The following is a 16,727-nucleotide window of genomic DNA, read 5'->3' as shown; positions in this document are numbered from 1 at the left end:
AGCTGGGCAGTTAAGTTATACTAATATTAAAAGAGTCTTCTGGGTCGGTGAGAAAGTGACTGCTGGGAAACCTGAACTTAGACATCAGGTTGTCACTCATTGAGGCATCCTTACTGGAAGTGGCGAATTACAGTAATGCTCGATCTAGCCACCCTCCAGACCCATAATTAGATATGGAGCAACTTCCGAGACACTTGCCCCAGGTTGACGTTTTCGAGTTGAAGTAGCTCCTGCTCGATGTTCTACAAGTCTACACTTGCAGGAATCAGAGCCGCTGCCTGTCACAACTTACAATATATGAGATACGTCTTCCCCCTGTTTTTCAGGAAACCTTTCGGCCCGTAGCGTTGTCGCAACGCCCCCGTAAACAACCACTATATATCGTCTGTTTAAAGCACCTCACAAAACGCTCAATCGTGAGACTAAGTGCATCAGAACAGACCACCACCTCAGACCGCCACCACCTCAAAACCACAGATAGAATCTATTTCGTCTATGAAAACTTGCCGTTTACGGGTTTTCGAAAGATGGCATACAATTCGCTAGTGGATGAGAAAAGTTTCTTTTAGCAGATATTTGCGAGGTATACATGTTTCCCGTCCTGAGGAATGATCTTATCGCTCCCAGTCTACATCGCCTCGTGGTCAAGGCTCCTGAAATTGCAGAGAAGTGCAAGGCCGGACAGTTTGTTCTTGCCCGTAACAGGGCGGGAGATAAACGAATCCCGCTGACAATTGGCGATGCCGATAGCGAACAGGGAACCATTTCCTTATTCGTACAAACGATCAGCGCCTCCACGCAAATGATCGTCACTGTCCCGGTGGGGAGTTTTTTTACGGAGGTAACTGGCCCACTGGGATTACCGACCGAAATCGAAAAGTGGGGACGCGTCGTTTGTGTCAGTAGCGGTGTCGGCACCGCGGTGCTCTATCCGATGGCCAAGGCTCTGGTCGCGGCCGGGAATGAAGTAACCACAATCATCGGCGGACGGACCAGTTCACTGATCATCCTCGCCGCTGAACTCTCCGAATTCTGCCATGCGGTGCATATCACCACCAGCGACGGCAGTATCGGCACCAAGGGCCTTGTTACCAATGAACTCGATACCCTGATCAGAAACCCGGAATCCAGGCCGTGCAGGGTTTTTGCCGCAGGCCCAGTTCCGATGATGCGAGAAGTCTCTGAACTGACCCACTATCATGACCTTCCCACGGTCGTCAGTCTCAACCCGATCATGATTGATGGCACCAGTATCTACGGTGGCTGCCAAGTCCAGATCGGCACCGAAATGAAATTTACCGGCGTTGACGGTCCCGAATTCAACGGACATCTGGTTGATTTTGACAGTCTGTCCAAACCTTCAACGATGTATAAAACGCACGAAGAAGTCTGCCACCAGTACGGCATCTGATTTTTTCACACATAAAACAACAAGAGGAGATTTCCCATGGCTAAAAAGAAAGAAAATTCGAAGAAGTTTATTATTTCTTGCCGGGTCGACGACAACGAGATGATCATGCTTAAGCAACGCGCCCATAAGGACGGAGTCAGCATCACCCAACTGGTGCGCAACTGTCTCGACTTCGCTGAAAATAAAGCCCGCCGTCAGGGTGCAGGCAAAAGCGAATATGCCTGCGGGTAATATTTAAGGACTGATCCGAACCGGCGATGCCAGGCAATGAAGTTCCTTGCAGGTTAAGCCGGTCGGTTTTTTAGAAAGTCATAAAGGATCGCCGTCACGCCGGGATTGCTGCGATGGTTGAAGCGGAATACAGCCTCAATCATAAATAGTCCTGATTAGTGTCGAGCTTCAGCCAGTGAGTGACATAGCCTGACAGGCTAACTGTGTATCATCACATGGACAACACGCAAAGGAGGCGTCCATGAAGATGAATCGTATTCAGTTTCAAGCTGGCCTGAGCCTTAACCAGTTTCTAAGTCGTTACAGAACCGACGAGCAATGTGAGGCTGCGCTTGAAAAAGCTCGCTGGCCACAAGGCTTTACTTGTCCATGCTGCCAAAGCAGCAGCCATTGCAACGTCTGGCATGGCCGGGTCAAAACCTTTCAATGTAACCGCTGTCATAAGCAGGTGACCTTGACCAGCGGAACGATTTTTCACGCGACTAAGCTGCCGCTGTCCATCTGGTTTCAGGCGCTGTTCTTTTTGACGCAGACCAAAACCAGTATCTCGACACTGGAGCTTATGCGGCGGATCGGCGTCAGTTACCGCACAGCCTGGCGCCTGAAGCACAAGCTAATGCAAGTTATGCATGAGCGCGAAGACACAACAGTGCTTGCAGATCGCGTTGAAATTGACGATGCCTACCTGGGTGGTGAACGCACTGGAGGCAAGGTCGGGCGGGGTTCAGAAAACAAGTTCCCCTTTATAGCGGCTATAGAGACGAACTCCCAAGGTCACCCTAAACGAGCCGTCTTTACCCCCGTTAAAGCATTCAGTAGCGCTGAAGTAAAAGCATGGGCTCAGCAGTTTTTAAAAGCGTCCGCAACAGTCGTTTCAGATGGTCTGGCTTGTTTTCGAGCCGTTGAGGCGGCTGGTTGCACACATCAACGTGAAGTCGTCGGCACCCAGCGAAAAAGCATCGACATGGGCTGCTTTCATTGGGTCAATACGATCTTGGGCAATATCAAGACTTCTATTGATGGTAATTACCACGGTTTCAAATTCGACAAGTATGCCCATCGGTACTTGTCCGAAGTTCAGTATCGATTCAACCGGCGCTTTGATTTAGCCAGTATTCTACCGCGCCTTCTCTTTGCTGGCTGCCAGACTAGCCCAAGGACAGAGACTTGGTTGCGACTGGCTGAAGATTAGCGCTAATCAGGTAAATAGTTGGCGTAACATTGCCGTGCGAGGTTTTTTCCTGCGACAAAGCCCTTGCATGATCTTCGCCAGTTTTACAAGATCACCCCGCCAGTGGCTGCGCTCCTGTTGCCTTACCTCGTTGGCCAGAAAAACCTGGCAGACAACTTCCCCCAAGGGTGCCTCAAAGCACATTATTTCCGAATACCACCAGAAGTAGCCCAACGATCCGTCAGCGCTGTCCTGGGGGGGCACCTGCGGACCAAACTCAACCCTCGCGGTTTCGGCAGCGACCAACAGCGAAAGGCCCTCCTGCCGACGACCTTCCGATGACAAACGACACTGCGAACGTGCATAGCGTTTTATCCCCTGCTGGATCAGTTCATTGTGACGGCGCACGGTTTTCGGATCCAGGTGGAGATCCCGGGCAACGGTTGCGATCGGTACAGCCAGCCAGTAATAAAGAGCAATCTGTTTGAGAGTTTTAGCCGCAAGTCGACTTCGAAACAGTCGGCTGGAGTATTTTTTTCCGCAACGCCGACACTTCTTCCTGCCATCACCAAGCCGGTAGCCTTCCCTTGCCCCACATCCGGGACAACAAATATGTCTGCTTTGCTCTGGATTCATTGTCTGCTTTTTTAAGCCAGAAAGAAGGCTACCAAAAGTACGAGATCACTCGCTGGAAGCTCTTTTCGGCGGTCCGTTTAACTGGCTGAAGACAGCCCGCCTCAACTTGTTATCTCATTATTTACCGTATACAGTATGTCATATCTACATTGCGCAGCAAATGTCTTTTTTCTAACTGGCTGTAAAACAGGCGGAAAACAAATTACCAGCGGCGAGGCTGCGAAAAGAATCAGGGCGGGTGCGAACAAACAACGAAAGGGAGGAAATGATGAGAAAGGAAACCCAGGCCTACATAGCATACTGTGCCGGACGATTAGGCGCTGATTGGGACACCTCTTCTGTTTGGGACAAAGACCGGGAAGAGTCAATACCGATCGATAAAAATGGAACCGGACTTAAGTTGCAGAAAGAACCATTCCAAAAGGGCTGTACCGCAAACAAGAGTATCGACGGCATCAACCATTGCATCGTCGACGCGGACAAAGGGCATCATGTTTGCCTGTCTGTTTACGGAAAACTGTTCGATGGCTATGATCATGCCAGTACGTCCCACTTCAGCGGAATAGTCAATGACGACAACGTCGAGCTCTATGATTACAGCGAATCAGATTTTTTCAGGTTTGAAAAGGCTTAGTTTAGAACACCCCTTGCCTGTCCCTGAGTAGAAACCTCCGATCCCCTGCCCTGTGGCAGGAGGTCGGGGGCTCTATCCTTCAGCCGTTTACTGCAGTACCGATATCGGGAAACCAGGCTCAACCGGCCCCCCGGCCAGCACCTTAACAAAAATACCCTCCTTCGGCATAACGCAATCCCCGGCCTGATAATAGATGGCACAACGGTTATGACATTCTTTGCCAATCTGCGTTACCTCGACAAGGGTCGAACCGACGTTCAAGCGGGTGCCGAGCGGCAGCGAGACAAGATCAATGCCGCTGGTGGTGATATTTTCGGCGAAGTCCCCAGGGCCAACCTCAAGCCCGAGAGCTGTCATTTTATCAATGCTTTCCATGGCCAGAAGACTGACCTGCCGGTGCCAGGGGCCGGCATGGGCATCGTCGGTAATCCCGTGCTGCTCTTTAAACTGCACACTGCCAACAGGAGTTTTGCGTTCACCTTTATTTTCACTGGTACAGACAGCAACAACCTGAGCTTTCATAACAGACGTCCTTTCCATTTAACCCCCGATATTCGACATCGCAAAGGGAACATGCGGGGCCTCTACTGTTGATAAATGATGACGATCCGGTTTACCACCGATCATCGCTCTAAGTTCAGAAACCAGGGCGGCATCCTTCCCACTGTCCAGGGCAGAGCGCAAATCCATTCTGTCATCAGAAAACAGGCAGCTACTCGCATGACCGTCAGCTGAAATCCTGATCCGATTGCATTGTTCGCAGAAATGGCCGGATAATGGCGTGATCAAACCGAAGCTTCCGGAGGCATCTTTAACACGAAACATCTTCGCCGGGCCGCAGCTGCGACCGGCCTCGATCTGCTCGACCCGGTGAGCCCTAGTGATCACCTCGAGAATCTGCGGCCCAGTCATCACCAGCGACTGCCATTCTGGCGCCTTGATCACCGGCATATATTCGATAAAACGCACACTCAGCGCTTGATCCAAGGTCATGCGGATGAAATCGAGAATTTCGCTGTCATTCACTCCCCGCATCACCACAGTGTTTATTTTTACCGGCAACCCGGCGTAACCCGCCGCCTCGATGCCCGCCAAAACGGTAGAAAGCCGCCCCTGACGGGTGATCCGGGCAAAGGTTTCGGCCTGAAGCGAATCGAGACTGATATTCAGCCGCTTGACACCAGCAGCATGAAGATCGTCAGCCATCTCAGGCAACAGCGTACCGTTGGTGGTCAGCACCAGTTCCTTGAGCAGGGGCAAGCTTGACAGCCGAGCGAGAAATTCGATGATGCCTTTTCGCACCAGCGGTTCGCCACCAGTGATGCGGATTTTTTCTATCCCCATCTCGGTCGCCACGCTGGCAATGCGGTACAGCTCTTCGAATCGCAGTATTTCACGATGCGGCCGCTTGACCACCCCTTCTGCCGGCATGCAATAGCTGCAACGCAAATTACAGCGATCGGTCACGGAAAGCCGCAGATAGTTTATTTTTCGCCCAAAGGTATCGATCAAGGACATTGGACCTCCAGTTCACAGCTGCCACAGGGCCGCGACTTTAAATACAAGCTTCCGCAGTGGTCGGGTCGATCATCCGCCGAATCTCCGCAACACTGTTGGCGGGGAATTCTCCCTTCCGAGCGTGTTCGCGGACCGCTTCTTCGCTGTTGGCAATATAGACGCAATAGAGTTTGTTGGCGGTCAGGTAACTTTCAACCCACTGAATCTTAGGGCCCATTTCGCCGAGGATGCAACGAGATTTCAGTGAAATGCTCTGCAGCTCAGCAGGTTTGAGATGACCCGCTCCGGGGATTTCGCGTTCGATAATGTACTTGGGCATGTCAGGACTTCCTTTCGCTATAAGAACATTTACGGATTGGTATAAATTGAAGCTACAACGCTTTGCACCTGTTGCTTTTCAATGCCTCCGCAACAATTTCAGCGATATCCTTGACCCGGGTCGTCTCAGCGCCCTCATCTTTGAGCCCATCCTCCATCATCGTCATGCAGTAGGGGCAGGAAACACAGAGGGTATCCGGCTCGTGCGTCAGCGCTTCTTTGACCCGCGTGCGATTGATCCGCTCGCCAGTCAGTTCCTCCAACCACATCCGACCACCACCGGCACCACAGCAGAACCCACTCTCACGGCTGCGCTCGAACTCGACAGGTGCGCTGCCGGTAGCACTTTTGAGCACTTCGCGTGGAGCTTCGTAGGTATCATTGTGGCGGCCCAGGTAGCAAGAGTCGTGAAACAGCAACTTGCCCTGATCAACCCGTGGCAGTTTGAGCTTGCCTTCTTTCAGCAAGTCGCTGATCAGCTCACTGTGATGCAGTACCTCGATTTCCAGACCGTACTGGCGGTAGTCATTTTTCAGGGTACTGAAGCAGTGCGGACAGGCAGTAACAATTTTCTTGACGCCTTTTTCCTTAAACTGCGCAACGTTCTCTTTGGCCATTTTATCAAAGACATACTCATTGCCGAGCCGCCGCAAGCTATCGCCGCAGCACAGCTCTTCTTTGCCGAGCATCCCCCAGCTGACCCCGGCAGCATCGAGGATCGTCGCCAGAGCGACGGAAACATGTTTGGCGCGGTTATCGAAACTGCCGGCACAGCCGACAAAGAACAGCACTTCGGTTGTTCCTGCTTCGAAGGGGCGCTCGCCGAGCTGAGTACTCCACTTGGTCCGCTCCGAAGGAGCGATGCCCCAGGGGTTGCTGCGCTGCTCCATATTCTCGAACAGGTTGAGCAGCTCTTCTGGGAATTCGGCCTTCTCCTGTACCAGATGCCGGCGCATTTTGACGATCTTCGGCATCTGCTCGATCAACACCGGACAGACGCTGACGCAGGAGCCGCAGGTAGTGCAGTCCCACAAGGCTTCGACGCAACTGCTGCCTTCGGCCTGCTCTGCGGCGATCAGCGGCAGATTCCCGGTCTGGCCGTTTTTCAGCGCCGGACCATTGTGCAGCAGATTGACCTTGATATCGTGAACGATCCGCCGGGGATTGAGCGGCTTGCCGGTAGTGTGCGCCGGACACAGATCCTGACAGCGACCACACTCGGTGCAGGTCATGCTGTCGAGCAGATCCTTCCAGGAAAACTGCTCAACGACACTGACGCCAAAGCGCTTGCCTTTGGCAAACTCTTCCCGTGGCTGGGTATTCGGTTTTTCCAGACTGGACAGATAGGTATTGGGGATGGCGGTCAAAATGTGCATGTGCTTACTGCGCGGCAACAGGTTCATAAACACCAGCAGCACCACGGCATGCAGCCACCAGGCGCCCAGCGCCAGGGATTCGAGAGCGGAAGAGGAAATGCCAGCAAGCAGCTTACCAAACAGAGCCGATATCGGCCGCGCGGCATGGTCAGCGCCGAGGGCAATCTGCGCCCCGTGCAGAAAGAAGAAAGCCAGCATCAGCGTGGCGATCATACTCAGAATCAGCAAGGCTTCGCCGCTCCGAGGTGACGTATAATCGTTACCCAGATAGTCGGGCGCAAAGAACAGCCGACGGGAAAAAGCAAAGATGACGCAGGCCAGAGTCAGCAGTGAAACGGCATCAAAAACAAACGCCAGGCTTTGATGCAAAAAAGCCGGCAACAGCGCCAAAGAGACTGAGGGGAACAGACCCTCCAGCAGAAACTCAGCGTTGGCTAGCACCAGCAGCAAAAAGGCCCAGAACAGCAGCGAGTGGTTAACGCCAAAGGGGCGCTGGATGACCCGCTTCTGGGCGAAAGCATAGCTGAGCATGCGCATAAAACGAGTTCCAGACCGGTCGTTGCGCTGTTCAGCAGTCCCCAGAGAGATTAATTCCAACCGCTGGTAGCAGCTGAAACAGAAGCACAGCAGCGAAACAGCCAACAGGGGGATATATATAGTTTGATTGATCGACATGACGTATCTCATTACTCCTGGATATAAAACGTTAGCAGCGACAAAGTGTTACGCGGCGTGGTCGCTTCGACGTTGCTCTTTCAGCGCGCGGATTCCCTGAGTCAACGCCGGCACCACCTGAAACAGATCGCCGACAATGCCGTAGGTGGCCACTTGAAAAATGGATGCCTCGGGATCACGGTTGATGGCGATAATTACGTCTGAGTCCTGCATGCCGACCATGTGTTGAATGGCACCGGAAATACCACAGGCGATGTAAATCATCGGCCGCACCGTCTTGCCGGTTTGACCGACCTGACGACTTTGCGGTTTCCAGCCGGCATCAACCGCGCTACGCGAAGCGCCAACCACCGCGCCAAGCTCGTCAGCCAACTCCTGGAGGAGAGAAAAATTATCTTTATTCATCATGCCACGGCCACCCGAGACGATAATCTCGGCGCCGGCGATGTCGACCTGATCCTTGCCCCCCTGATCCGTAAGCACCTCCAGCACCTTGACCAGAATGCTCTCTTCACTCGGAGCAAACGATTCCCGCGTCACCTTGCCACTACGACCGGCAACATAGGCCGGAACCTGCATCACCTGCGGCCTGACAGTCGACATCTGCGGCCGGAAGCGGTCGCACATGATGGTCGCCATGATGTTGCCACCAAAGGCTGGTCGCGTCTGCGCCAGGTTGCCATGGGCATCGATCGCCAGTCCGGTACAGTCGGCGGTCAGCCCGGTACCGACCACGGTCGCCACCGAGCCGGCTAGATCGCGACCTTGACCTGTCGCGCCCATCAGGATGATCTCTGGTTTGTGTTTATCAATCAGGAAACAAAGGGCGTCGGTAAAGGGCTCGGTCCGATAGTCGGCATAGACGGCAGCATCCAGCGTAATCGCCGCGTCGGCGCCGTAAGCGTAAGCTTCACTCCGAACCGCTTCAATATCCTGGCCGATAATCACCGCTGAAAGCTCAACACCGAGCTTATCCGCGAGCTCCCGGCCGCTGCCGAGCAGTTCCCAGGAGACCTTGGCGATCTCGCCTTGATATTGTTCGATAAAGACCCAGACCCCTTTATACTGGGCGAGCCTTGCGCGCAGGGCAGCCTCTTCGGGAGTTAACTCTTCAACACCATTTTTCTGTGCTTCCCAGAGTCTGAGCTGCTCGACTTGCTCCGGGGTATAAAACATCTCCAGGGCACCAACCGCACAGACCTTGACGCACTTGTCGCAGCCGACACATTTTTCCTCATCGATGGAGAGCAGTTCACCCGCGTCGTTGATGCGGATGCCGTCAACCGGACAGGCGCTGGCGCAGCGTTCACCGCAAGCAACACATTTCCCCTCGATACAACGAGCCACGCCCCGTGGCTTTTTAACTTTTGTCTCTTGCATAGCAATAAAATCCTTACAGAGTTTCTGGGCGGTTAAACCGCCAAAAGATCCTTGGATAAAAGTTTGTCGATGAGCAGTTGCGCCGTGCCTTGCGGGTCGTTGATGCCATCACCAATGATCTCGCCCTGATCGCGCTGCGGAGAGAATATTTTACTGACCCAGGTCGGCGAGCCCTTCAGGCCGATGGTCTCGACATTCAGCTGCAGGACGCTGTTGTCCCAGGTTGTCACCTCGGCATCTTCGGCCGCCAGCCGCATCGGCACGGTCGGGTAGCGTGGTTGGTTGATTTCACGGACCACGGTTATCGTCACCGGCAGCGGCGCTTCGACGATCTCATAACGCCCTTCCAGCTTACGCCGGACACGGATCATTTTGCGCTGCAGATCGAGATGTTCAATCCGATCGACCAGGGTGAGCTGATGCAGGCCGAGCCGCGAGGCGATACCAGGACCAACCTGGGCGGTATCGCCATCGATAGTCTGCTTGCCGCAGAAGACAATCGCCAGTTCGTCGGTTTTGGCCAGTAGATCGATGGCAGCCGAGAGCACGCAACTGGTGGCCAGGGTGTCGGCGCCGCCGAAACAACGATCCGAAAGCAAAATAGCGTCATCGACCCCCAGCGCGCAGGCCTTGCGCAGCGTCGCTTCGGCATTCGGTGGACCCATCGACAGCGCAACACTGCGCACCGCGTACTGGTCGCGCAGCCGCAGACTTTCTTCGAGAGCGTGGGTGTCGTAGGGATTCATGATGAACGGGATGCCATCGCGAATCAGAGTGTTGGTAACCGGGTCGATCTGCACCTGAGTGGTGTCAGGAACCTGCTTGATACAAGAGATGACCAGCATGAAATCAATGTCCCTTCGAAAGGTTATTCGGAATTCTTCGGTTCTGAAAGCCAGCGGGGTGGAGCGAGATCTGCTTCAAAGCGATATTTCGTGAAATTCCATATCGAGCAGATCGATATTCAGGATGCGCCCCCTAAGAAGCGTCCCCTTGCCGAGGAGAAGCTTGCAGACCTCGGCGACTTCAAGGCTGGCAACAACTGCCGGGGTAAAAGAAGGGTTGCCCATATTCTGTTCCACGCCTTTTCCACTGTTGTTATGGGCGTAGAGTTTTTTTAGCGATTGATCGCCGGGAAAGACCGAGCAGACATGTCCGTACCAACCGGCAATCGCCCCGTGCACCATCGGCAGGCCAAGCCGCGTACAGACCTCAGCCAGATCCAGCCGGGTGTTAACGCTGTCCAAACAATCGACGACAACATCGGCGTGCTGCAGCAGTCGCTGACCATTGTCCAGACCGAAGGTCTCCCAACATGGAGTAACGGACACGGCTGGATTTATGTTGGCAATTCGCTCGTCGGCCGCATCGACTTTCGGCTGTCCCAGACTTTTGATCGATGCCAGCAGCTGTCGGTTCATATTGTGCTCTTCGAACATATCGGGATCGATGGCGATAATCTTGCCGACTCCCAGACGGGCCAGCTCTTCCAGAACGTAGCCACCGAGGCCGCCACAGCCGATCACCGCGACACAGCTGGCAAACAGCTGACGTTGTTGGGCAACGTCAAGCATCGCCCGGTTGCGCTGATAACGGGCTGGAAGAAGATCATTTTCCAGGGCAATCGCTTCAATTTCGGCAATGCTTTTTCGGTAACAACAACTGGCCGCGAGCTGAATAGACCAGGGCAGCAGATCGCCATCGCTTCTGGCACGGAGAAAGCTAAGGGCATCGCACATACTCAGCCACCACCGACCAAGGGAAACAGCGCCAGGGTGTCCCCTTCGTTCAAGGGTTGCGATAATTGCGCATGGCGGCCATTGATAAGCACAATACCAATTTCTATTTCTGGAATCGTTAAAACCGCGACCACCTCGGCACAGGTCGTGCCGACGGCTATTTCCTGTTCCTTGATCTTGAAGCGATCATTGCGAAAATTGGCAAAGAGTTTAACGGTAATCTTCATCTCATTCTCCCTGTTTTCTGCAATCCATCACTCACGCTGGTACTCGTGAAAAAAATCCCGGTGTGGCCGCACAGTGACGGCCACACCGGGCAGGAGAGAGAGTTTACACCCTCTTGAGAGATGGTTTAAAAGTCCCAGAATGCATCGATCTCGTCACCAGTGAAATCCCAGACCGCATTGTGCGGCGCGACCGGCTCGAGGAAGAATTCGGGCAGCCGATCGTCCTTATTGGTGAAGCCAGCGCCAATATTGAAGGCACGCTCGGTCTTGAGGACGCTTTTGCCGAGGTTGGTGACATCGTCGCCGGTCAGTTCGATCCCGAAGCGGGCGTTGATCATGTCGATCAGCGCCGGCAGACACTCAGGGATGTCCAGAGCCGGGAAAGCGACAAAGATACACATACCGGTCGAGTCGACGGCGGCGGTAGCAATCTGCAGGTTGCGAGAGAGCTCGACCTGACCATCCTTCTTCAGCGGGTCAACGTAACCGCCGATATTCAGGATATTGGTGGCGATAGCGTAACCGGCAGTGTGGTCGGCGCCCATGGTGCTGGTCGCGTAGGTGATGCCGATACCCTTGACACTGCGAGGGTCGTAGGCAGGGATCGCCTGATTCTTGACCACTGGGACGCGGGTGACGCCGTAGGTTTTGCCGACGCTGCCGGCACCACCACCGAGAATCCGGCCGAGCGGGGTGACTTTGCCGATTTCTTCCCTCAGTAAACGGATGACCCCTTTGCCGTCGCCAAAGGGGAGAATGCCGGCTTCCATGGCGACACCGAACATGACGGCGGTCTCGATGGAGTCGACACCGATATCATCCATGATGCTGTCGGCTACGGCGATATCATCGAGGATCTCGATACAGCAGTTGGCACCTAAGCCCCAGATGGTCTCGTACTCAAAGCCGGAAGTAAGGTACTTGCCGTCCTTGTCATTGTAGACCTGTGAGCATTTCATGATGCAACCGGCATGACAGCCGTGCTTGGTCTTGCCACCGCGCTCGACGATGGTGTCATGCATGGTCTCGCCGCTGATGTTGTCGTGTGCTTCGAACTGACCGTAGGTGAAGTTGCGGGTTGGCAGACCACCAGCCTCATTGAGGATATTTACCAAGACGTTGGTGCCGTAGGTAGCCAGACCTTCACCAGCGACCGGGTGATCAAGAATCGTCTTGGCGAAAATGCGGGCCGCGGCCTTGAATTTCTCCGGATCGGCGATGGTGACGCCGGGAGCGTCGCTCGCATCAACGGTGATGTACTTGATCTTTTTCGAGCCCATGACCGCACCCATGCCGCCGCGGCCGTGGCTACGGATCTTGCTGTCGGGGTCTTTGACCGAAATATTGGCAGCGGCCATCTTCGCTTCACCGGCCTGGCCGATCATCATGATGCCGACCTTCTTGTCGAACTTGGCCTCAAGCGCCTCAATGACAGCAAAGTTACCTTGACCGAGCAGCTCAGTCTCTTCGGCGATGGTCACACCGTTAACGGTGATGTTGAGGCTGTAGAATTTGTCTTCCTTCGGCAGGCCCTCGATTATCAGCGCTTTGATGCCCATCTTGGCAAACTGCTGAGCGGTGGTGCCGCCGGTGTTGCTCTCTTTGATGGTGCCAGTCAGGGGACTCTTGGCGCCACAGGACATTCGCCCGGAGTTGGCGGCCGCAGTGCCTGAGAGCAAACCAGGAGCGAAGACCAATTTATTATTTAATCCCAGCGGGTGACAGGCGGGATCGACCTCTGCGGAAACGATGGTCGAGGTCAGGGCGCGGCCACCGAGGCCAGCCCAGTTTTGCGGAACCTCCTCAACGCTGCTGGTGAGGTCGGTCATGTTAACGCGAAAAATTTTGTCCATGTTGTAGATACTCCCATTCGGCAAAGATGATGCGTAATGCACATATACGTTCAATCTCCTTTTCGAAAGGGAGGCCGCGCCGTTTCCAGCGGAACCCGGCGGCCTGCCACCATCAGGAAAATCCTCTAAGGTGATCAGGCTCGGAGATCGATATTTGTTTCAATAACTAACAGCCAGATTGCTGCTTATTGCAAAAAAGGGCCGGGAGAGTATTCACCCCGGCCCCAGAATCCGAAACGCTTACATTGCGGCCTGGTAGATGCCGATGACGTCATCGAGGTTCGCCTTGCGCGGGTTGGTCAACATGCAGGCATCGTTCTGAGCGTTGCCTGCCATAACGGCAAGGTCAGCTTCCTTAACGTTGAGTGCGGTCAGACCGGTCGGGATGCCAATGTCAGCAGAGAGCTTGCGGATTGCCGCGATGCCCTTGGCGGCAGCAGCAACAACACTCAAACCGTCAATGTTCTCACCCATCGCCACGGCGATATCAGCGAAACGCTGTGGGTTGGCGATAACGTTAAATTCGCAGACCGACGGCAGCAGGATAGCGTTACAGACACCATGGGGGAGATTGTAGAAGCCACCGAGCTGGTGGGCCATAGCGTGGACATAACCGAGGGAGGCGTTGTTGAAGGCCATGCCAGCGAGGTACTCAGCGTAGGCCATCTTGTCACGCCCTTCGAGGTTGTCGCCGTTGGCAACGACCGGACGCAGGTACTCGGCAACCAGCTCAATCGCCTTGATGGCACAGGCGTCAGTGATTGGGGTGGCAATGGTCGAGACGTAGGCCTCAACCGCGTGAGTCAGTGCATCCATGCCGGTTGCAGCGGTCAGGGCAGCAGGCTTGCCGACCATCAGGACTGGATCATTGATGGCGATATTTGGCGTGCAACGCCAGTCAACGATAGCCATTTTCACTTTGGTATCGGTGTTGGTGATGATGCAGAAGCGGGTCATCTCTGAAGCGGTACCGGCGGTGGTGTTAATGGCGACAAAAGGAGGCATTGCCTTAGTGGTCTTGTTAACGCCTTCGCAATCGCGGATGTGCCCGCCATTGGTGGCAACCATGCCGATGCCCTTAGCACAGTCGTGGGAAGAGCCGCCACCGAGGGAAATGATGGTGTCGCATTTCTCGCCCTGGTAAACCTCCAGACCGTCATGAACGTTTTTGTCGGTCGGGTTTGGCTCGGAACCGTCGAAGATGACCACGGGAATACCAGCGGCTTCGACCTGAACTTTGATCTGCTCAGCCATGCCCATAGCGACAATGCCCTTATCGGTGACCAACAGTGCCTTGGTGCCGCCCAGCGCCTTGACCTGTTCGCCGGTTTCCTTTGAGGAACCTACGCCCATGAGGGAAACAGTCGGAATATAGAATCCATAAGTTTGATCTGCTAAAGCCATTTTTTCTCTCCTTGTTGTTTCATTGGTGTTGTTGTGTTGCCAGAAAATATAAAAAGTAAAACGTAGGTTTAGGACTAGAGCAACAAGGGTGCCAGTTGCGAAAAAAGTACTTAACATACCGTAAACACAATCTTATTTCTTGCCATCGCTGACAGAAACAGTATTGAACTAAATTTCTCCTTCAGGACTATTTCGGCACAGAACGTTCCAGAACGGATCGATCTGCTACACCTGCCACACCTGTCACACCTCCCCCTACCCTCCCTGCGACAAACACAGTTCATGGCACAAATCGTTCCAAAGTGGGACAATATGTACCTATTTAATACATTCCACTACATGGTAGCCCTGCTGTTCAACGAGCAGGGATCGCCGAAAAGGACAGCCCATATAAATATCTAAAACCCACCCCAGCTCCCAGCCCGTATACGTAACAACGTTTAACTCTGTCGAACTGCCGCCTATCAGCACACTCTCGTCGTCGCGATAAACCCATCGTCTGGAAGGAAAACTGGAAATTTGCATGACTTTTGCAATTGATGCCCTGCCTGAAAGAAAGGCTGTCGCCGGACAAAACTGCAAGCGACGGTTTTCGCCTTGCCCTAAACGGACAACCTATCTATTCGACAAACACAAGACAGAAGGATGAACCAATGAAATCAAGACTGACGTTGTTAATCACCGCTTGCCTGTTAGGGGCACTGACCACCCCTGCGTTGGCGACCGAGCATCTGCGCCTGGCAACCACCACTTCGACAGAAAATTCAGGGTTACTGGCGGTACTGCTCCCGCCTTTTGAGCAGGCCAATGATTGCCAGGTTGATGTAATCGCCGTCGGCACCGGCAAAGCAATCAAACTGGGGGAATCGGGCGATGTTGATGTCGTCATGGTGCATGCCCGCAATAAAGAAGATAAGTTTGTTGCCGCAGGCTACGGCGTCGACCGGCGGGACGTGATGTACAACGATTTTGTCATCCTCGGACCAGCCAAGGATCCGGCCGGCCTTAAAGAAGCAAACGATGTCGCCGCCGCCATGGCCAAAATTGCCGCGACCGAAGCGACCTTCGTCTCACGCGGCGATGACTCCGGCACCCACAGCCGCGAGAAACAACTCTGGCAAGCGGCCGAGGTCACCCCATACGGCGACTGGTACCTGGAAGCTGGCCGCGGTATGGGCGAGGTGATTGTTATGGCAGGAGAACGCCAGGGCTATACGCTGAGCGATCGCGGCACCTATCTGGCGTTCAAAGGCAAGACTGATCTGCAGGTTGTCAGCGAAGGGGACCAGCGGCTGTTTAACCCCTACGGCGTGATCATGGTCAATCCGCAGAAACATCCACACGTCAAGGTAAAATTGGCCGAAAAGTTTCTCGACTACCTGACTTCCCCTCAGGCGAAAAGCCTTATCACCGCTTATCGCCGCGGTGGTGAGCAGCTTTTCTACGTCCAATAAGGGAATAGCTTGGGCTATCTGAGTGGATCATTATTGCAGGCGATTGAGCTGGTATTCGCCTTTGATCGGGAGATCCAGAGTATCGTCTGGACCTCCCTCTATACCTCCTGCACGGCCATTGTCCTGTCGGCGCTGCTGGCTGTCCCTGCTGGCGTGTTGCTCGGGCTGGCACAGTTTCGCGGTCGGCGCGTACTGGTTACACTGCTGAACACCCTGATGGCGCTGCCGACCGTGGTTGTCGGCCTGGTGTTGTTTGGACTGTTCAGCAGGCAGGGTCCGGTTGGCAGTCTCGGCCTGCTGTTCACGCCACTGGCGATGATTGTCGGCCAGATGGTGCTGGCCATACCGATCATCGCCAATTATGTTCTGGCCGCTGTCAAGGGTTCAGACAAACGGATCATCAACACCGCGTTGACGCTGGGGGCGACGCCACTTCAAGCCGGAATACAGTTGCTTAGAGAGATCCGTTTCGGGGTGATGGCGGCAGTAATTGCCGGTTTTGGCCGGGTTATCGGCGAAGTCGGGGTCGCGATGATGCTCGGCGGCAATATCCGCGGTTCAACCCGCACCATGACCACGGCGATCGCTCTGGAAACCAGCAAGGGAGAATTCGCCTTCGGCCTGGCGTTGGGGATGGTGCTTTTGAGTGTCGCCCTGTTCGTAAATCTATTTTTGAACCTGTTGCAACAAAGGTAAGTTG

The 16,727-nt window shown here is 54.2% G+C and carries 17 protein-coding genes and 1 riboswitch; of the genes, 6 read left to right on the top strand and 11 right to left on the bottom strand.

From position 1 onward, the window contains the following. Positions 1–589: 589 nt before the first annotated feature. The 3 genes from ACZ5PT_RS13845 to ACZ5PT_RS13835 all read left to right on the top strand — a co-directional run bounded on the left by ACZ5PT_RS13845 (position 590) and on the right by ACZ5PT_RS13835 (position 2,834). Complete coding sequence (locus tag ACZ5PT_RS13845; RefSeq protein ID WP_464263623.1) at positions 590–1,411, top strand: sulfide/dihydroorotate dehydrogenase-like FAD/NAD-binding protein; 822 nt, start codon at positions 590–592, stop codon at positions 1,409–1,411. Between the two features lie 36 nt (positions 1,412–1,447). Beyond that, the gene (locus tag ACZ5PT_RS13840) at positions 1,448–1,642 is read left to right on the top strand and encodes a hypothetical protein (protein WP_464263622.1); all 195 of its coding nucleotides are present in this window, start codon (positions 1,448–1,450) and stop codon (positions 1,640–1,642) included. Between the two features lie 241 nt (positions 1,643–1,883). Further along, positions 1,884–2,834, top strand: coding sequence for an IS1595 family transposase (locus ACZ5PT_RS13835; protein WP_464263457.1), 951 nt, complete (start codon positions 1,884–1,886; stop codon positions 2,832–2,834). Positions 2,835–2,840: 6 nt separating this feature from the next. Here ACZ5PT_RS13835 and ACZ5PT_RS13830 read toward each other — a convergent pair whose 3' ends face one another. Next, positions 2,841–3,449 (bottom strand): hypothetical protein, encoded by a 609-nt coding sequence (locus ACZ5PT_RS13830; RefSeq protein ID WP_464263621.1) that lies wholly within the window; start codon positions 3,447–3,449, stop codon positions 2,841–2,843. Between the two features lie 268 nt (positions 3,450–3,717). Between ACZ5PT_RS13830 and ACZ5PT_RS13825 the strand changes: the two genes are divergently transcribed. Beyond that, the gene (locus ACZ5PT_RS13825) at positions 3,718–4,083 is read left to right on the top strand and encodes a hypothetical protein (protein WP_464263620.1); all 366 of its coding nucleotides are present in this window, start codon (positions 3,718–3,720) and stop codon (positions 4,081–4,083) included. 87 nt (positions 4,084–4,170) lie between these two features. Here ACZ5PT_RS13825 and ACZ5PT_RS13820 read toward each other — a convergent pair whose 3' ends face one another. From ACZ5PT_RS13820 to ACZ5PT_RS13775, 10 genes are all read right to left on the bottom strand, one after another. After that, positions 4,171–4,605 (bottom strand): MOSC domain-containing protein, encoded by a 435-nt coding sequence (locus tag ACZ5PT_RS13820; protein WP_464263619.1) that lies wholly within the window; start codon positions 4,603–4,605, stop codon positions 4,171–4,173. Positions 4,606–4,623: 18 nt separating this feature from the next. Further along, a complete protein-coding gene (gene moaA, locus ACZ5PT_RS13815) occupies positions 4,624–5,601 on the bottom strand; it encodes a GTP 3',8-cyclase MoaA (RefSeq protein ID WP_464263618.1) in 978 nt (325 codons plus the stop codon). Positions 5,602–5,638: 37 nt separating this feature from the next. Beyond that, positions 5,639–5,920: a DUF4242 domain-containing protein gene (locus ACZ5PT_RS13810; protein ID WP_464263617.1), complete on the bottom strand. Its 282-nt coding sequence runs from the start codon at positions 5,918–5,920 to the stop codon at positions 5,639–5,641. 52 nt (positions 5,921–5,972) lie between these two features. Continuing rightward, positions 5,973–7,970: a (Fe-S)-binding protein gene (locus ACZ5PT_RS13805; protein WP_464263616.1), complete on the bottom strand. Its 1,998-nt coding sequence runs from the start codon at positions 7,968–7,970 to the stop codon at positions 5,973–5,975. A 48-nt stretch (positions 7,971–8,018) separates the two neighbouring features. After that, positions 8,019–9,350, bottom strand: a complete 1,332-nt coding sequence (locus tag ACZ5PT_RS13800) for an FAD-binding protein (protein ID WP_464263615.1) — start codon at positions 9,348–9,350, stop codon at positions 8,019–8,021. Positions 9,351–9,382: 32 nt separating this feature from the next. Next, a complete protein-coding gene (locus tag ACZ5PT_RS13795; protein WP_464263614.1) occupies positions 9,383–10,195 on the bottom strand; it encodes an electron transfer flavoprotein subunit beta/FixA family protein in 813 nt (270 codons plus the stop codon). Between the two features lie 75 nt (positions 10,196–10,270). Next, the gene (locus ACZ5PT_RS13790) at positions 10,271–11,089 is read right to left on the bottom strand and encodes a HesA/MoeB/ThiF family protein (RefSeq protein WP_464263613.1); all 819 of its coding nucleotides are present in this window, start codon (positions 11,087–11,089) and stop codon (positions 10,271–10,273) included. 2 nt (positions 11,090–11,091) lie between these two features. Next, positions 11,092–11,316 carry a MoaD/ThiS family protein gene (locus ACZ5PT_RS13785; protein ID WP_464263612.1) on the bottom strand — a complete coding sequence of 75 codons (225 nt, stop codon included), beginning with the start codon at positions 11,314–11,316 and terminating at the stop codon, positions 11,092–11,094. Between the two features lie 125 nt (positions 11,317–11,441). Further along, entirely contained in the window at positions 11,442–13,169 is a 1,728-nt protein-coding gene (locus ACZ5PT_RS13780; RefSeq protein WP_464263611.1) for an aldehyde ferredoxin oxidoreductase C-terminal domain-containing protein, read from the bottom strand. A 39-nt stretch (positions 13,170–13,208) separates the two neighbouring features. Then, a riboswitch (molybdenum cofactor riboswitch) is annotated at positions 13,209–13,327 on the bottom strand. Positions 13,328–13,409: 82 nt separating this feature from the next. Then, on the bottom strand, positions 13,410–14,573 hold the full coding sequence (locus tag ACZ5PT_RS13775) for an iron-containing alcohol dehydrogenase (protein ID WP_464263610.1): 1,164 nt from the start codon (positions 14,571–14,573) through the stop codon (positions 13,410–13,412). 653 nt (positions 14,574–15,226) lie between these two features. Between ACZ5PT_RS13775 and ACZ5PT_RS13770 the strand changes: the two genes are divergently transcribed. Then, on the top strand, positions 15,227–16,027 hold the full coding sequence (locus ACZ5PT_RS13770; RefSeq protein WP_464263609.1) for an ABC transporter substrate-binding protein: 801 nt from the start codon (positions 15,227–15,229) through the stop codon (positions 16,025–16,027). A 9-nt stretch (positions 16,028–16,036) separates the two neighbouring features. Then, positions 16,037–16,723, top strand: coding sequence for an ABC transporter permease (locus tag ACZ5PT_RS13765; protein ID WP_464263608.1), 687 nt, complete (start codon positions 16,037–16,039; stop codon positions 16,721–16,723). Positions 16,724–16,727 lie beyond the last annotated feature (4 nt).

It is taken from the genome of Desulfuromusa ferrireducens, from assembly GCF_055389805.1.
Note: the sequence above shows the minus strand (reverse complement) of the source record. Positions and strands in the feature narration are given on the sequence as shown.

Coding starts and splice junctions, on each gene's coding strand:
- ACZ5PT_RS13800 (WP_464263615.1), bottom strand. CDS start 9,350: ATGCAAGAGACAAAAGTTAAAAAGCCACGGGGCGTGGCTCGTTGTATC.
- ACZ5PT_RS13795 (WP_464263614.1), bottom strand. CDS start 10,195: ATGCTGGTCATCTCTTGTATCAAGCAGGTTCCTGACACCACTCAGGTG.
- ACZ5PT_RS13770 (WP_464263609.1), top strand. CDS start 15,227: ATGAAATCAAGACTGACGTTGTTAATCACCGCTTGCCTGTTAGGGGCA.
- ACZ5PT_RS13780 (WP_464263611.1), bottom strand. CDS start 13,169: ATGGACAAAATTTTTCGCGTTAACATGACCGACCTCACCAGCAGCGTT.
- ACZ5PT_RS13775 (WP_464263610.1), bottom strand. CDS start 14,573: ATGGCTTTAGCAGATCAAACTTATGGATTCTATATTCCGACTGTTTCC.
- ACZ5PT_RS13820 (WP_464263619.1), bottom strand. CDS start 4,605: ATGAAAGCTCAGGTTGTTGCTGTCTGTACCAGTGAAAATAAAGGTGAA.
- ACZ5PT_RS13835 (WP_464263457.1), top strand. CDS start 1,884: ATGAAGATGAATCGTATTCAGTTTCAAGCTGGCCTGAGCCTTAACCAG.
- moaA (WP_464263618.1), bottom strand. CDS start 5,601: ATGTCCTTGATCGATACCTTTGGGCGAAAAATAAACTATCTGCGGCTT.
- ACZ5PT_RS13810 (WP_464263617.1), bottom strand. CDS start 5,920: ATGCCCAAGTACATTATCGAACGCGAAATCCCCGGAGCGGGTCATCTC.
- ACZ5PT_RS13785 (WP_464263612.1), bottom strand. CDS start 11,316: ATGAAGATTACCGTTAAACTCTTTGCCAATTTTCGCAATGATCGCTTC.
- ACZ5PT_RS13845 (WP_464263623.1), top strand. CDS start 590: ATGTTTCCCGTCCTGAGGAATGATCTTATCGCTCCCAGTCTACATCGC.
- ACZ5PT_RS13790 (WP_464263613.1), bottom strand. CDS start 11,089: ATGTGCGATGCCCTTAGCTTTCTCCGTGCCAGAAGCGATGGCGATCTG.
- ACZ5PT_RS13840 (WP_464263622.1), top strand. CDS start 1,448: ATGGCTAAAAAGAAAGAAAATTCGAAGAAGTTTATTATTTCTTGCCGG.
- ACZ5PT_RS13805 (WP_464263616.1), bottom strand. CDS start 7,970: ATGTCGATCAATCAAACTATATATATCCCCCTGTTGGCTGTTTCGCTG.
- ACZ5PT_RS13825 (WP_464263620.1), top strand. CDS start 3,718: ATGAGAAAGGAAACCCAGGCCTACATAGCATACTGTGCCGGACGATTA.
- ACZ5PT_RS13830 (WP_464263621.1), bottom strand. CDS start 3,449: ATGAATCCAGAGCAAAGCAGACATATTTGTTGTCCCGGATGTGGGGCA.